Origin of the sequence: Jatrophihabitans endophyticus (genome assembly GCF_900129455.1) — a bacterium.
GTDB lineage: Bacteria > Actinomycetota > Actinomycetes > Mycobacteriales > Jatrophihabitantaceae > Jatrophihabitans > Jatrophihabitans endophyticus.
The window spans coordinates 366,941-382,146 of the sequence record NZ_FQVU01000002.1; the positions used below are offsets into that span (position 1 = coordinate 366,941).

At 72.2% G+C, this 15,206-nt stretch carries 17 protein-coding genes; 4 read left to right on the forward strand and 13 right to left on the reverse strand.

Translation table 11 applies throughout. From position 1 onward, the window contains the following. Positions 1–50: 50 nt before the first annotated feature. Positions 51–752, forward strand: coding sequence for a TetR/AcrR family transcriptional regulator (locus tag BUE29_RS07105; RefSeq protein WP_073388052.1), 702 nt, complete (start codon positions 51–53; stop codon positions 750–752). Between the two features lie 234 nt (positions 753–986). Here the strand turns inward: BUE29_RS07105 and BUE29_RS07110 are convergent, their stop codons facing one another. Beyond that, positions 987–1,682 (reverse strand): DUF4232 domain-containing protein, encoded by a 696-nt coding sequence (locus BUE29_RS07110; RefSeq protein ID WP_073388054.1) that lies wholly within the window; start codon positions 1,680–1,682, stop codon positions 987–989. Between the two features lie 225 nt (positions 1,683–1,907). Between BUE29_RS07110 and BUE29_RS07115 the strand changes: the two genes are divergently transcribed. Genes BUE29_RS07115 through BUE29_RS07125 form a run of 3 tightly spaced genes read left to right on the forward strand, consistent with a single transcriptional unit; the run spans position 1,908 to position 3,868 of the window. Further along, complete coding sequence (locus BUE29_RS07115) at positions 1,908–2,522, forward strand: HNH endonuclease family protein (RefSeq protein ID WP_073388056.1); 615 nt, start codon at positions 1,908–1,910, stop codon at positions 2,520–2,522. 32 nt (positions 2,523–2,554) lie between these two features. Then, positions 2,555–3,391, forward strand: coding sequence for an alpha/beta hydrolase fold domain-containing protein (locus BUE29_RS07120; RefSeq protein WP_143168036.1), 837 nt, complete (start codon positions 2,555–2,557; stop codon positions 3,389–3,391). 33 nt (positions 3,392–3,424) lie between these two features. After that, a complete protein-coding gene (locus tag BUE29_RS07125; protein ID WP_073388058.1) occupies positions 3,425–3,868 on the forward strand; it encodes a VOC family protein in 444 nt (147 codons plus the stop codon). 2 nt (positions 3,869–3,870) lie between these two features. Here BUE29_RS07125 and BUE29_RS07130 read toward each other — a convergent pair whose 3' ends face one another. The 12 genes from BUE29_RS07130 to BUE29_RS07185 all read right to left on the reverse strand — a co-directional run bounded on the left by BUE29_RS07130 (position 3,871) and on the right by BUE29_RS07185 (position 15,201). Continuing rightward, complete coding sequence (locus BUE29_RS07130) at positions 3,871–4,332, reverse strand: hypothetical protein (RefSeq protein WP_073388061.1); 462 nt, start codon at positions 4,330–4,332, stop codon at positions 3,871–3,873. 83 nt (positions 4,333–4,415) lie between these two features. Further along, complete coding sequence (locus tag BUE29_RS07135; RefSeq protein ID WP_073388064.1) at positions 4,416–6,287, reverse strand: putative alpha/beta hydrolase; 1,872 nt, start codon at positions 6,285–6,287, stop codon at positions 4,416–4,418. A 48-nt stretch (positions 6,288–6,335) separates the two neighbouring features. Further along, a complete protein-coding gene (locus BUE29_RS07140; protein ID WP_143168037.1) occupies positions 6,336–7,223 on the reverse strand; it encodes a hypothetical protein in 888 nt (295 codons plus the stop codon). Beyond that, positions 7,220–7,483: a hypothetical protein gene (locus BUE29_RS07145; RefSeq protein WP_143168038.1), complete on the reverse strand. Its 264-nt coding sequence runs from the start codon at positions 7,481–7,483 to the stop codon at positions 7,220–7,222. The genes BUE29_RS07140 and BUE29_RS07145 overlap by 4 nt, the downstream gene beginning before the upstream one ends. A gap of 11 nt (positions 7,484–7,494) precedes the next feature. Continuing rightward, positions 7,495–8,343, reverse strand: coding sequence for a hypothetical protein (locus BUE29_RS07150; RefSeq protein ID WP_143168039.1), 849 nt, complete (start codon positions 8,341–8,343; stop codon positions 7,495–7,497). 275 nt (positions 8,344–8,618) lie between these two features. Beyond that, positions 8,619–11,411 carry a putative alpha/beta hydrolase gene (locus BUE29_RS07155; RefSeq protein WP_073388072.1) on the reverse strand — a complete coding sequence of 931 codons (2,793 nt, stop codon included), beginning with the start codon at positions 11,409–11,411 and terminating at the stop codon, positions 8,619–8,621. Positions 11,412–11,454: 43 nt separating this feature from the next. Continuing rightward, positions 11,455–11,787, reverse strand: coding sequence for a hypothetical protein (locus BUE29_RS22420; RefSeq protein WP_073388074.1), 333 nt, complete (start codon positions 11,785–11,787; stop codon positions 11,455–11,457). Between the two features lie 9 nt (positions 11,788–11,796). Further along, complete coding sequence (locus tag BUE29_RS07165; RefSeq protein WP_073388076.1) at positions 11,797–13,440, reverse strand: OCRE domain-containing protein; 1,644 nt, start codon at positions 13,438–13,440, stop codon at positions 11,797–11,799. A 2-nt stretch (positions 13,441–13,442) separates the two neighbouring features. Beyond that, positions 13,443–13,823 carry a hypothetical protein gene (locus BUE29_RS07170; protein WP_073388078.1) on the reverse strand — a complete coding sequence of 127 codons (381 nt, stop codon included), beginning with the start codon at positions 13,821–13,823 and terminating at the stop codon, positions 13,443–13,445. A 72-nt stretch (positions 13,824–13,895) separates the two neighbouring features. Continuing rightward, positions 13,896–14,465 carry a hypothetical protein gene (locus BUE29_RS21900; protein ID WP_143168041.1) on the reverse strand — a complete coding sequence of 190 codons (570 nt, stop codon included), beginning with the start codon at positions 14,463–14,465 and terminating at the stop codon, positions 13,896–13,898. Between the two features lie 101 nt (positions 14,466–14,566). After that, positions 14,567–14,866, reverse strand: a complete 300-nt coding sequence (locus BUE29_RS07180; RefSeq protein WP_073388082.1) for a hypothetical protein — start codon at positions 14,864–14,866, stop codon at positions 14,567–14,569. Positions 14,867–14,880: 14 nt separating this feature from the next. Next, positions 14,881–15,201, reverse strand: coding sequence for a hypothetical protein (locus tag BUE29_RS07185; protein WP_073388084.1), 321 nt, complete (start codon positions 15,199–15,201; stop codon positions 14,881–14,883). Between the last annotated feature and the right edge of the window lie 5 nt (positions 15,202–15,206).

Genomic DNA, 15,206 nt, shown 5'->3' on the forward strand with positions numbered 1-15,206 from the left:
GAATTGGCGTGACGCTGTTGTTCGCTGAACAGGCTTGTTAGCCTAAACCGATGGGCACCGATGTCAAGGCGGACGACGCCCTCACGCCGGCCGCGGGCCCGGCACGCCGGGGCCGGCCACCGCAGAGCCCGGCCGAGGCCGAGGCCGTCCGGGCACGCATCGTCGCGGCCACGGCGGCGGTGTTCGCCGAGCGGGGCTCCCGTGGCCTCAGCGTGGCCCTCATCATCGAGCGGGCCGGCATCGCCCGGCCCACCTTCTACCGCTACTTCGGCAACGCCGAGGCACCGCTGCAGGCGGTCCTCGACGCCTCGGACCACGCGCTGGCCGACGGCCTGCAGGCCGCCCTCGACGGCGCCCAGGACGAGGTGCAGATGGTGGTGTCGGGCATCGACGCGTACCTCGCCTGGGCGCGCGGGCACGGCCCGGCCCTGCGGCCGCTGTTCAGCGAACTGCACGATCCGAACTCCCCGGTCTCACCGCACCGGGAGCGGACGCTCGGCATGCTGCGTGCTCGCCTGATCGACCGCTTCGAGCGGCTCGGTCGCACCCCACCGCCGGCACCGGACATCGACGTGCTGCTCAACACCTTCGAGTACGTCGGCTTCCGCATCGCGACGGCCGAGCCCGGCGACGGGGTCGACGCCGACTGGGCGCGGCACACCATGGCCCGCGTGGCCGCCGCGCTCCTCGCGACGCCGGCGGACCTGCCCGCCGTGCTCGCCGAGCCCGGGTTCCTGCGCAGCACACGCTGACGGCAGCGGCGGCCGGCAGGTCGTCAGGTCGTCGGGTCGTCAGGTCGTCGGGTCGTCAGGGTCTGCTGCGACCGCAGCGGCTGCACGCCGGCGGCGTGGCCATCTCGGTCCACCGGTGAGCGCCGTGACACGGGCCGCGTCGCCGGGCGACACGGCCGACGATGAGGGCGAGCATCGCGACCTCCTGACATGAAATGGGTGTGAGCTAGGTCATCCCCGTTGCGGGGCTACCCCTCACTTCGGCGGCGACGCGAGTTTCTGAACCGGATGGACCTCGAAGGTGAAGCACTGCGGCCAGCCGACGGTGAACGGCACGGCGGTCTCGGTGTCCGGCGGGGTCACCAGGATGCGCGGGTGTCGCGGTCCCTTGCAGCCGGCCTGCGCCGCGCCGTGCTGGTAGGTGCTGTGGCCCTCGACGAGGGCGGCCGCGAACTCGCCGGGCTGCAGCGTGACCGTGCCGGGCGCCGTGCGCGAGGACGGGAGTCCGCCGAGCGGCCCGCGCAGCGTGCGCTTCGCCTGCTGCACCTGCGTGCCGTCGCCGTCCTCGATGGCGGCGCCGGGGTAGCCGAAGAGCGTGCAGGTCGTGCTCGACTTGTTCTCCAGATCGACCAGCACACCGTTGCGGTCCCGCCCCGGCGCGGTGGACGTGCCGTTGCCGGGGAGGTGCCGGGGGTCGACGGTGGCGCGCAGCTGCTTCTCGAGGCAGCGGGCGGGCCCGGCGTCGGCGGTGGAGCTCCGCTCGGCGGTGCGCGTCTCGGTGGCCGTGGCCGTGCGGGTCGCCGTCCGTGTCGCGGTCGACGTCGCGGTCGAGCTCGCGGTGGCCGACGGTCCGGCCGGGGTGGACGGCGAGCCACCCCCGCCGGACGACGAGCAGGCCGTGACGGCCGTGGTGAGCGCCGCGAGCGCGGCCAGGACGGCGATGCGGGACATGCAATTGCCTCCGGGATCGACAGTGTCGTGTCTGCTGTAGACAACGCCGGTGCCCCTGCCGTTGCAGGGACTGTCGGGTCCGGCTGACACGATGCGTCGGTGCGACGGGGCTGCGGTGCGCGAGGTCGGGCCGCGGCGGCCGCGGCAGCCGCGCTGGTCGCGTCGGCGTGCTCCCTCCCCTCGACCCCGTCGACCTCACCGGGCCCGAAGTCGGCGCGCGCCGACGTGACCACGGCCGCGAACGCGACGACAACGCGCACGGCACTCGCCGTGCTCGACACGCTGCCGGTCCGAGGTCGTGCGCCGCGGACGGGGTACGACCGCGAGCGCTTCGGCCCGGCCTGGACCGACGACAACGACGTCGCCGAGGGCCACAACGGCTGCGACACCCGCAACGACGTCCTGCGCCGTGATCTCGACCGCGACGTCGTCCGGCCCGGCACGCACGGCTGCGTGGTCCTGACCGGGGTGCTGCACGATCCGTACACCGGCGCGGCCATCGCCTTCACCCGTGGCGCGCGGACCAGCTCGGCCGTCCAGATCGACCACGTCGTCGCACTGAGCAACGCGTGGCAGACCGGGGCGCAGCAGCTTTCCGAACGGCGACGACGCGATCTCGCCAATGACCCGCGGGAGCTGCTCGCGGTCGACGGTCCCACCAACCAGGCGAAGGGCGACGGCGACGCCGCCACCTGGCTGCCGCCGAACAAGCGTTACCGGTGCGCCTACGTCGCACGGCAGATCGCGGTGAAGGCGGCGTACCGGTTGTGGGTCACCCGTCCCGAGCGGGACGCGATGACGCGCGTGCTCGCCCGCTGCCCCACGCACCGCGCCGGCTGAACCGACCCGCGGCGCCGGCACGAACGTCGGGCGTGGGGTGGCGACACGACCTGGCCGCGCTCGTCGCGCAGCGCGCCCGGCCGCGCTACGGCCGCGAGCTGTGCTTCGCCGGGCAGGACCTCCCGGCGCCGGCGCGCGAGCGCGTGACGACCCGCCACGGCCGGGTGCGCTGCCTGGTCTACCGAGGCACGCGGCCCGGCCGCTACCTGCACCTGCACGGCGGCGCCTTCGTCACCCGCCACCCCCGCATGGACGACTTCTGGGCGCGCTTCGTCGTCGCGCGGACCGGGCTGACGGTCGTGCTGGCCGACTACGACGTGGCGCCGCAGGCCCGCTTCCCGGTGGCGCACGACGAGGCGTTCGACATCGCGCGCCATCTGGCGAGCGACGAGCCGCTGGTGGTCGGCGGCTTCTCCGGTGGCGGCAACCTCGCCGCGTCGGTGGCGCTGCGCGCCCGGGGCGAGTTCCCGCTGGCCGGCCAGCTGCTCGGCGTCCCGTCGCTGGACGTCGCCGAGGACGCGCGCGGCAAATGCGCCGCCGCGCCCGGCGGCATGATCGGCGAGTCGCTGCTGACGCTGGTGCGCGAGACCTACTTCCGCGACCCGGCCTGCCGCATCGGCGCAGTGGCGTCGCCACTGCTCGCGCCCGACGTGACCGGCGCGCCCCCCACGCTCGTCGTCACCGCCGAACGCGACACCCTGCGCCGCGAGGGCGACCGCTACGCGGCCCGGTTGCGCGACGCGGGCGTCGCCACCGAGCACGTCGTGGCGCCGGGGGTCGACCACTACTTCCTGCACGGCGCCGGTGCGGACGCGGCGCGTGCCCTGATGACCCGGATGGCCACGTGGCTGGCCAGTGCGGCCCACTGATTCGCGTCGTGGCGCACGGGGAATCGTCCCGGTATGACAGCCGAACCCATCGCGCGCCCCGCCGGCTTCAGCCACGTGCGGCTGACGGTGACCGACATCCACCGCTCGAAGGCCTTCTACGAGCAGCTGCTCGGGACGGGAACGGTCTTCGACTACAGCGATCGCGTCGACGAGCCCGGCGTCCGTGACGATCCGGATCAGCTCTACGGCGGCTGCGGCTTCGCGCTCGGCGACCAGCTTCTCGGGCTGCGACCGGCCGCGACCGCCGGCGACACCTTCGACTCGACCCGCGTCGGGCTGGACCACCTCAGCCTGTCCGTCGGCTCGGTCGACGACCTGCACTCCGCCGCCGGGCGGCTCACCGCCGCTGGCGTGGAGCACGGCGAGGTGAAGGACCTGGGCTCGCTCGGCATGACGATCCTGTCGGTGCAGGACCCCGACGACATCAACGTCGAGCTCAGCGCCCCGAACGGCTGAGCTCAGGCCGGGAACGCGTTGGCGTCGACCTCGGCGAACACGAACCCCGCCGTCCAGTTCAGGTCGATCCCGCCGCGGCCGTGGTTCTCCGGCGGCCGCACCGTGATCATCCCCGTGTCGCGGTGGTCGAGCGCGGCCTCCCAGCCCTCCGGATCGGCGGCGCCACTGAGCACGTCGACGGGCTCGTAGTGCGCGTGGCGCAACGCCGACACGACCTGCTCGCTCGTCCCCGTCGCCGCCGGCAAGGAGTACGAGCGTTGCAGGGTGGCGGGCGCGGCCTCGGGGTGCGCCTCCTCGCCGCCCTGGCGGGCGCCGGCGGGCAGCGGGAGCGCGTCGAGCACCCGGTGCAGGCGGTTCATGGTGGGCGAGGCGCTGTCTCCCCCGCCCGTGTGGCTGACGATCACGGCTACTCCGATGACGACTCCGACGACGAGGACGGCAACCAGCACGAGAACGCCGAGCACGACCCTGCGTCGCGAGCGGGACGATTCCGGCTGGACGGGGACGGGCGGCTGCGGCGGCCACGGGGATGGCGCGGGCGGTCCGGTCACGTGATCCAGTCCCAGGCCGACTTGGCGACGTGCCCGGCCCCGACGACGATGTCCTCGCCGGTGTGCCCGAGGTCGCCGAGGTTCTTGGCGACCCCGTGGTACAGGTTCTGGGCCGCGTCGATCGGGTGACCGGTGAACAGGCTGCCCGCGGTGTGCCCGACGGTCTCGACGGGGTCGAAGACGTACGTGTCGAGGGCGTCGGTGGGCAGCTCGCGCAGCCCCCGGTGGTCCGGCGCCGCGGTGGTGGACACCGCGGCGTAGTTGCCGTCGGCGATCCGCGCCATGTTGGTCAGGGAGTGCCCCTGGTAGTACTCCGAGTGACCGTGGGAGTCGCTGACGTCGAAGTGCCGCGCGCCGAAATCGCCCTCGGACGGGTTGTTGCCGCTGAGCCCCGGCGTGAACCGGTTGGGGGTGAACATGATGGGGTCGTCCCCGGCCTGGCCGCTCCACACGTGGTCGCCGGACATGTGCAGGTCGCCGGCCCGGTCGACCCCGACGCCCGGCGAGCCGACGAAGACCGCGTCGTCGACCTTGCCACCGCCGGACAGGGCCTTGCCCAGGATGTAGCTGCCGTAGCTGTGACCGATCGCGGTGGTGTGGCCGGCCGTGCCGGACGCGCTCGCGTGTGCGGCACGCAGCCCGGCCAGGTCGTCGGCCAGACGGGGCGCCGAGCGGTCGGCGTACTCGTCGGACGCGGCGTCGGGGATCGACTGCGGTTCGGTGCCGTCGAGCCACACCACGACCGACTTCGAGGACGACGACATGTGGTCGTACATGCTCAGCCCGTTGCCGGCGACCGAGCTCAACTTGCTGGCGTTGTTGCCCGTCCCCGGCACGACGACCGCGGTGTCGTTCGCGACGTCCGGGTCGCCGAGCGCGATCGCGACCCCGGTCTGCCCGTCGCCGGCCTCGGGGTCGTAGCGGAGCACGAACACCGGCGGCGCGCCGCGTCGGTTGGCCACCTGCAGGATGCCGGCGTCCTGACCTCGCTCGGCGAGCAACGCACCGAGCCGGTTCACCGCGCCGGGGTCGCCGGTGACGACGCCCGGCGACTGGCGTAACGCGGCGATCTCGCGATCGAGTTCGGCGAGGTGGTCGTTCAACCGGTGCCGGTTGGCGGTGTTCAGCACGGTGGCGGGCAGCCCCTGCAGCCGTCCCAGCTGTTGGTAGCGGTGTTGCAACAGCGCCTGCTGCTCGGCCGGGGTCAGTCCCTTCCACCACGCGGCGACCCTGGTCGGATCGGCGCCGGCCGGGGGCATGGCGGGCACGGCCGCCTCGCGCAGGCCCAATGGCGCGACGAAGCCGAGGTCGGCCATGACCTTGCTGGAGTGCGCGAGGCGCGCCTCGTAGGCGTCGATGCAACCGGCGACGGCCTTGCCGCGGGCACGGACCGCGTCGACGGCCTGGTTGCGGTAACCCGCGAGCGCGGCCTGTTGGTCGTCGCCGGGCAGGTGGTGCCCGGCACCGGCCTGGAAGCTGCGCCACGCGGCGTCGACGCGCTCCAGGTCGCCGGCCAGCCCGCGTACCTGCTCCGCGGCGCCGCTGCGGGCGGTCGTGAGGTCCTCGGCAACGGTGGTGAGCAGCCGGGCGATGCGTGGGAGTGCCACGGACGCATCGGTGAGATGCGCCCTGGTCTGCCGCGCCGTCGCGTTGTAGTCCAGGGCTGCCCCACCGGAGGAGTAGCCGTGCCGGACGAGGGTGCTGGAGCGTTGCTCGGCTCGGGCGGCCTCGGCGGTGCGGTCACCCGCCCGGTAGAACGCCGCCGCCAGGTGATCGATCTGCGCCGGGTCCCCGGCGGCCACCTTGGCCTCGAGCGCCCACGGGTCGATCCCCGCGGCGGCGACGAGGTCGGCGCGTGTGAAGGCCATGGCCCCCTCCCCTCCCTGCGTGACGCTACCGCGCAGCGCCGCGCTGCGTCATGACGACGACGGGCGTACCGCCAGCAGGTGCGTGTTCTCAGCCAGAAAGGAGGTGCGGCGGTCGCTGCGTCGCGAGGCCCGGGCCACGACGCTGACATTGCCGCGTTCGCTCACCTGCGCCACGGAGGCACGGGGAACACCGGCGCGGGCCAGGGTGACGAAGAGCCGTGTGCCGTCGGCCGAGACCAGCACGTCGGTGTGGAACGCGTCGTCCGAGTCTCCGTCCGCACCGGCCGGGGGCCACTGTGCCGCCCGGTACAGCTGCGCCCACGTCGCGGTGGCCTGATGCAATCGCAGGCCGCCGGCCACGGTCGTGCTGTACCAACGGATCGGGCCGGGAGGGTCGCTGTGGAACTCGGTCTTGGGCGTGAACCCGGCGCCGTTCGGACTCACCAGATAGTCGTCGATCCCGTCGAACCGACCACGACGCACCAACCCGGCCGCAGTCAGCAGCCCATGCCCCTCGCGCACCAGATAGCGACTCGACGTGCCCGGCGCCACCGCCGTCGAGACCCGAGCCTCGTTGGACAACCAGAACACCTCGCCCCGGGCATCGACCGCCGGGCTCCCCGGGCCGTCCGCACCCGCAACCGGCCGGCATCGCGCGGGAGCACGCAGCTCGGCCACGCACCAGTTGCCCGGCTTCACCGCGTCGGCCACCGACCGGATCCGCGTCGAGGCCAGGAACACCTGCGTGCGCCCCACGCCGTCGGCCGCGAACCCCGGGATGTGGATTGCCGTGCGCTTGCCCGACGCCAGATCGACCACACCACCCGCCACCGCCACCGTCATGCCGTCCGCACCACCGGGACGCAGGCTGCCCGGCCATGCCTCGGCGGAGCCGCTCGCACCGGATCGACCATGGGAACTCAGCGCCTGCTTCACCCCCACGGCGACCACGAACCGGACGCGCACGAGTCGAGTACGCGTCCGGAACTCAACTCGACCAGCTCGTAGGCGTCGAAGTTGCGACTCTGCGCGCCGTTGACCGCGAACGCACGATCCGGCGCCGACAGCGCCCCCGCCCCCCACGCGCACGTCTGCTTCGTCGCGGGCGGGCCGGCCGAACGGTGCGTCGGCGCCGACGTGCACGCCGAGAGCAACCCCGCCGCGACGCCCATGGGCAGCAGGAAGAATCGCACCACGCGGGACAAGGTCACGACGAGGCCGGGCTCGTCGCGAACGGCCAGCTGAACAGGTGGAAGGACCCGACGTTCTCCGGCAACCGCAACGCGGGCAGGACCCGGCGACCGCCGCCCGCGGTGAACTCGAGGAAATGATCGTTGCCGGCCGACTCCGGGGCGACGACAAGGCGCGAGCCGGTGGCGTCGGACGCGAACGTCGTCGGTGACGCCCAGACCAGATCGTCGTCGTACCGTTCGCCCGTGGTGTGCAGCCGCGCGCTGCGACGGCCTTTCCCGTCGGTCGCGACATGTGCCCACTGCAGCGTGCGACGCCCCCCGGGACCGCGCGGTCCCGGGAGGAAGACGACCGTGCGCTGGTCCACACCGATCGGCAAGCCGGTGCTCCCCCGGCGCCCCGGCGTCCCGGTGCCGGCCGCCAGGATGCGTCCCTCGGGGCCGGCCGCGACGTTCACCGCTGTCTCGCCAACCCGCAGCGGTGTCGAGTGGGCGGGCGCCCAGAACACCGACCCGGACGACGACACCGCCGCGGTACCGACGGAACCGGCTCCAGGAAGGGGCGCGCACTGCGACCGGGGCGCGTTCGGTGAGGGCAGCACGCACCACGCCGACGGATGGGTCTCGAGCGGATCGGAGAATGTCCGGTGCGCCATGTTCACAAGCAGCAGGCGACGCCCCGCCGTGGCCTGGACCGCCCAGCCCGCGAACCTCAGGCGGATGACCTCTCCGCTGCGCAGATCGCGCACCGCGCCGTGTGTCTCGTCCACGTTGTCCGGCGTCAGTTCCGGGTCGGCCGTCATGGGCACGGCCAGTCCCGGATAGCTCGTCGGCCCGCTCGCGTAGTGCTGGCCGTTCACGAGCAACGAAGCGCGGTAGGCACTCGGCTCACGCCTCAGCCGACACATGCCGCGAAGCCGCCCGGTCGCCGGATCAACGGCCACGACCATGGCGTAAGCCCGTGACGGGTCGCGCGAGGTCGCCGCGGACATCCTGGCCGACCCGATCGCCAGACCCGCGGTCGAGGACGGCCAGTCACACGGGCCCGCGTCATTGCCCTTGCTGTCCGACCCACCCGAACACGCGCACAGCGTTGCGACCAACGTCGCCACGAGCGCGCCGAGCCATCGCGCGCTGCGGCTCACTTGATCCGTTCCGGCGTGAAGAACTCCCAGGTGTTCGGGTCACGCCCGGGACTCCACGAGTACGTCGCGTTGTCGCCGTTGAGGACATCGGGTTTCTGCTCCCACTTCACGTGCGCTCCGTCAGCGCTCTGCACGGTCGAATTGATGCCCTCGGCCGCCCAACCGTCCCCGTACGCACCGTAGACGTGGTCCTGCAGCGGAGCGATCACCTTGTGATAGGTCGCATCGCTCGTGGCGTATTGGTAGTGGGGATCGTTGACGTCGATGGCGGGATTGGCGACAGCTCCGTTGGAGGTGACGAGCTGCCCTGCCGGCAGGTAGGGACGGCCGTTGGCATCGACCAGGTTGCTGACGTCGACGCGCCCGCCGTGGCTCACCTGCATGGCGTGGTCGGGATTGAGCGCGGCTGCCCGAACGGCCATCCAGTCCTGATCCACCCGAGTTGCATCACTGACATGAGCACTGTTCTGCGCCTGCTGCAGCGAGGTGTGCACCTGTGATTGCAGATGTTGGATGTACTCAGAGTTGGCGTCGGACGAGTTGAACTCGCCGTAATCGTCGTAACCGGTGCTGGCCAGGCCGTTGATCGTGGAAAGCGCGTCCAGAGCCTTGCCGATGCGGTCGCTGGCACCGAAGGAAGCAATATCGAGTCCCGCGTCGATAGTCTGAAACGCCACCTTGCCCATCATGTCGTGGGTTGCCTCGTTCTGCTGTTTGACCAGCTCCGCGGCGTAGGTGTCGTGGTCGTGCTTCGCGTCCTGCCCGGCGATCTCCGACGCCGCGGCGAAACCCGCGCCGGTGATCCGACCGTCGAGGTTACTGGCGTAGGCCGCACCCGTGTTCGTCGCGTCGGTCGACCCGGGCGGCGCTTGATGAATCCATTGAGCGCCCTGCTCCAACGCCGCGGCGTGCAGCAACCCGTACTGTCTGGGTCCGAAGGTTGCGATCGCCTTCAGGAAATTCCCGGAGGTGTCGTTCGACAGTTGCACACCGTGAATGTCGCGGCCACCCGGAATGGTCAGCGTGCCAACCTCGTCGCCACCGGCGCTCGGGCGCAACGAAGGCGACGCGAAGGACGCGAGATGGTCAATCGCAACGGTGGTAAGTGCACCCTTGACCGCACCGTTCGCATTATGCGCAAGGGTGCGATAATCCGAGCCGACGTCTTGCATGACGTTCAGCGCCGCCTCGTTACGAACGCTCTGACCGGGGTGCTGGGGATCGAGCATCTGGTTGGTCGGGTCGGGCGCGGTGCCAGAGACGATGAGCTTGCTCGCGCCGTCGCCGTTGTGCCAGTTCAACCCCAGCACGGCGTGACGATCACCCGCGTCGTTCAGGACGTTGGCGGACGCGTAGCTGTTGCGAGATGCGGTGGCCAGCGCTGCCGAGGCACCGTCGTCGGTCATGCCGAGGTGCAGGTGTTTGGGGTCGGTGTCCGGCGGGAACCCGAGCGCTCGCGCGTCGCTATCGCTGCTGTCGACACCGGGATAGTTGTAGTAGGTGTGGGCGGCCTGCAGCCAGTTGGCGGTGTTGGTCTGCACTGCGTTCTCGTCGTGCTTCCAGCGCAGCGCGGTCTCGGCCAACGTCTTGGAGAAGTCGTCGCCACCCTGCACGCCCTTGCTGGCGTTGTTCAGCAGCGAGGCGAAAGCCGAGTCGTTGGCGTAGTTGTCGACGACCCAGTGCCCGTCCTGCCACTCCGCGCGTCGCATGTCCGGCGTGGGGTGGTCCCCGCCGCCGGCGTACTGCGGCGTCGGCTGGACCTTGCCGATGCGCGAGCGCAGGACGTCCTGCACGCTCTGCGGCAGCCCGTTGACGCCGCCACGCCCGTAGGTGCCCGGACCGTGGTCGTTGCGGTAGTGCGGAGGGTGGCCCTCATCGTCGGTCTGCTCGGCACCTCGGGTGAGGTTCAACATCCCGTCGGCGTACGGCCGGGCGATGGCGTTACGGGTGGCGGCATCGTGCTTGGCCGCATTCCAGATCGTGTCGGAATGCTTCGCCGTCTGGTCGTAGTACTCGTACAGGAAGGCGTACTGACTGTCGTCGACGTGTCCGCCACGATGCTTGATCGCGTCGTCGATCAGGCGGATCTTGAACATCGCTCGCCGGAGCCTGGCCCTGTCCCCGCTCTTCGCCGCCGCGACGGTCGTCTTGCCGTCCTGCGTGCCGGTGTCCAGGTCGACGTCGCCGGGGCCCTCGTCGACGGCGTCGGGCGGGATGTAGCCGAGGTCGGCCATGGACCGCAGTGCCTGGTGCAGCGTGCGTTCGTAGGTGGTGATCAGGCCCTTGACCGTGGCGCCGTGACTGCGCACGACGGCCACCGCGTCGTCGAAGATCCCCTGCAGCACGCTTTCGCGGTCCTCGGGGGCCATGTGCATGGTGGTTCTGGCCGTCGTCTGGGCCGACGCGACGAACCGGTTGACGGCCGCGTCCAGCTGGTCGATCTCGTGGCCGGCCCGCGTGCCGGCACGCCCGAGGTCACCGCCGACGTGGCCGAGGATCTTGGCGATCTGAGCGGTGTGCGCCTTGCCGACGGCCGGGTCGCGCACCAGGGTCTTGGCCGCAGCGCTCATGTCGATGGGGCTCGATCCCTGGACCGAGTAGCCCTGCCGCACGTACGCCTGCGACTTCCGCGCGGCGGTCTCGGCGGCGCCGGACCGGCCACTGGCGCGGAAGAACGCAGCCGCCAGCGCCTCGATCTGGGCGGGGTCGCCCTTGCCCAGCTTCGCCTGCAGCGCCCACGGGTCGATGCCCGCGGCCGCGGCCAGGCTCGCCCTGTCGAAACTCACCACGACGATCTCCCTCCCGTCGTCCCGTCAACCGTGCGAACGGCCGTCACATGCCGTCGCGGACGGCGGCCGAACGCTCGCTGCGCGGCGCGACCCGCGTGGTCTCCGCGGTGTTCTCGTCCCCGAGGGCGGCCGTGCCCGACGCGCGTTGCGCCGCGGCGTCGGCGTTGTGGGCCACGCGCCGTGCCCCCACCTGGTGGTGGTCGCGGGCGTGGCCGACCGCGCCGTGCAGCGCGGCTGCCCCGTCCACGTCGCCGAAGGGCGACCCGCCACCCGCGGCATCCAGCGCGGCTGCGGCGTCGTCGGCGGCCTCGGACGCGGCGGCCGCGTGAGCGCTGCCGCTACGCAGGTCACTGGTTCGGTACTCCATCTCGGGCATGGCGGCCTCCTACTCTCCGAGCACGCCGTTGGCGCGCCCCTCGACGGTGAACGCGTCGTCCTCGACCAGCCAGTCCGGCCGTTCCCGGCCGCGCCGCTTGTCCTCGCCCGCCGCGCCGGCCTGGGTCGGCGGCAGGTAGGGACGGCGACCCGCGCCCGCAGCAGCCGACTCCTCGGCCGCCGCCACGCTGCCGGCACGACCCGTCCCGGTGCCTGCCGGACCACCGACCCGCGACCCCACGCTGCCGACCATGCCCGCTTCCTCGCCGACCCCCGCTGCCGTGGCACCGCTTCGTAGCGCGCCGGGCAGCCGTCCCGCCCGCACGGCGGCCGCGGCAGCCCCCTCTTCCTCGGCCGCCGCGCCGAGCGCGCCGACACGGCCGAGGCCGCCCGACGCCGCCTTCGCGCGTGACGAGAACAGCGACGCCTCCTCGCCGTCGGCGGTCAGGTAGCCGGGACGGGTACGGCCCGCGGCGGTGGCCGCACCGGCACCGAGCCCGGCCTGGGTCGGAGGCAGGTAAGGACGGCCGGAGCGCACCGCCTGCTCGCGGGCCACCAGGTTGGCCGCCATCTGCGCCTTGACGTCGACGGTCCGCCCCGCCTGGCGCCACAGCGACCCCGAGCCCGCCGAGCCGGTGACCAACGACGGCGGCAGCACGCCCCCGTACGCACCGGAGACGCCCGCCGCCCCGGTCGCGCCGCCGCCGGCGAACAGCCCACCGAAACTCCCGCCACCGGCACCGCCGACGGCCCCGGCACCGGTGTCGGAGAGCAGGCCGCCGGTCGTCGCGGCCGGCCCGAGACCCTGCAGCGAGGTCGCGTACTGGGTGACGTCGCCGAACGGCTTGCCGGTGACCGGGTCGACCCAGCGCGACGTCGCGGGGTCGAACTCCCGCCCGGTCTGCGGATCGATGTAGTAGCCGGTGCGCGGGTCGCGGTACCACCCGGCGAAGTCGCCGCCGTCCGGACCTACCTCGACGCTGCCCGCCACCCCCGCGCCCCGGTCGTGTGTCGGTGTCGAGGTGCCGGACTCGCCGTAGCCACCGCTCGGGACGAGCAGGCCGTCGGCGTCGCCAGTCGACCCGTCCGACCGCCCGCCGGTACCGCTGCCGGTGGCCCCGCCACTGGCGGAGCCACCGCCCGTCGTACCGCGGGCCGGGTGCGCGCCGGCGCTCTTGGGCACCGGGGGCGGCGCGGGAGCCGTGAAGCCCGAGTACTTGTCACCCCAGTCGTTCACCGCGGCCGAGAGCACGCGCGAGCCGTTCTGGCTCTTCACGATGACGGCCTTGTCCTGCTCGCCGGACGGGTTCGGCCCCGTGTCGCTCGCGACCGCCTGCCGGTAGCCGGCGTAGACCTCCTCGGCGGTGGCCTGGTGCTCGTTGCCCGTCGTGACGAGCCGGTCGAGGTGATCGGCTGCCAGGCCCGAGTTCGACGCGACCTGGTCGAACCACGCCGCGTGGGCCTCGGCCTTCTGCTGTGCCGCCACCCCCGCGTCGCCGGCGCTGCTGGCCGTCGCGCCGGTCTGACGCAGGTGCTGCGCCATCAGCTGCGCGGCGGAGGAGAAGTTGCGCATCATGGCCGACGCCGACGCCTGCGAGTACGGCGTCGGGCTCATGAGCAGCTGGTACGCGGCTTCGATGCCCCACTCGGCCATGACTAGTACGCCATCCGGTTGAGCCGGCTGATCCGCGCCTGTTCCGCCTGCTTCGCCGCCGCGACCGTCGCCGGGTCCGCCTCGTAGCCGAGCTTCGCCGCCGCCTGCACCCGCGCCACGAAGTCCTCCAGCGAGACACCCATCTCCTGCATCGCCTCGAGGTGGCTTTGCACGAAGTCCCTGAGCTGGCCGTATGCCGACGTGGCGTTCGGGATGTCGCCGAACGCGGCGTCGACCTGCATCGCCTCGCCCAGCATGGTCTGCATCTGGATCGGGTTCTGGTGCTGCAGCGCACCGCGGAACTGGGCGATCGACGCGTCCAGGTCGCCCGGTGCGATCTTCACCGCGTAGCCGTCGGTGGTGCCAGTGCCGTCGTCACTCATGCGCGTGGAGTACGCGCGCGGTGCCGGGTGCGTCGAGTCGTGCCGTGGTTCGCTCATGCTGACTCCCTCAAATCAGAAATCGCATACCTTTGCGGAACCGTGCTCGGCCCCCGCATCCGCCGCGTACTGCGCCTCGACGGTGCGCAGCCGCAGATAGAACGGGGCAATGCCGCTCACGTCCTTCGCCTTGATCATCTGCAACAGCTCCTGATAGGCCGCCGCCTGGTTCTTCAGGTCCGTCACCACCGGGAAGGAGGCGGGGTAGCCCGCCGCCCGGAACGCCTTCGCCGCCTGGACGCTGTCCCGCTCGCTGTCTTCGGCGAGGACGCGCAGAACCAGCAACCCTTGAACCTGCTTGGCGCGCGTCGTCGCCCTGAAGATCTGGGCCTGGATCGCGCCCACCAGCGAGCCGCCCGCGGCGCCGGAGCACGTCTTGAAATCGACCAGGCGTGCACCATCGGGACGCACGATCCGTCGCTTCGCGATCGGCTCGGGCGAGGCGGTCGGGGAGGCGATCGGCGCGGGCGCCGTCGAGGTTGTCACCGGGTCACTGCTCGGCGTCGCCGACGTCGGTGCCGTCGCCGTCGAGGACGGCGGGCCGGCCGGCTCGCCACCGGCCGACGAGCACGCCGACAGCAACACGGCTGCCACCGTCACCGGGCCGAGCAGAAGCCCCGACCCGGTCGACCGGCGACGCCGCCGGCCGACCGCTCCGCTGCGCATGACGACCTCGCGCGACCCGTTCAGCCGGCGATGGTGCGGGTCATGCGGCCGTTGTAGTCCTCGGCCGTACCCCCCACCTTGGTCACCGCGTGCGACTGGGCGAGCAGCTGCTCGTTGTACTGCTGCGTCTTGCGGTGGTACTCCTGCGTGCGGTGCTCGAGCGAGCCGCCCGGCTCCTGCGACAGCGCCTCGGCGGCGGTCGCCGACAGCCGCGCCTTCACGCCGTTCCAGATCTCGTCCCACTGCGCCTGGTGCGACTGCGTCGCCTTGGCGATGGATGCGATCTGCTCGGTGTCGAACTTCAGGAAGTCGTTGCCCATGGTGTGTCAGCCCCTCACATCTGCGCCGCGATGGGCGAGTTGACCGCGCCTGCCTGTGCCTGCCGGGTGGCCTCGTCGGACCCCTCGGCGGCTACCTGCTGCAGCGTGTTCAGGTCGTTGTGCAGCTGCGTCAGCGTCTCGGCCAACGCCTTGCCGCCACCGCCGAGATCGCCGAACGTCTCGCTGGTGACCTGACCGGCGGGCGCCTGCATGGCGGCCTGGGAGGCGCCGGCCTGCGCGAGGATCTGCCGGGTCAGCTGGTTCATCTGCTCCACGCCGTCCGCGACGACCTTCTGCGCCGCCTGGACCTCGGAGAACGAGATCTTCATCGACATTCGTG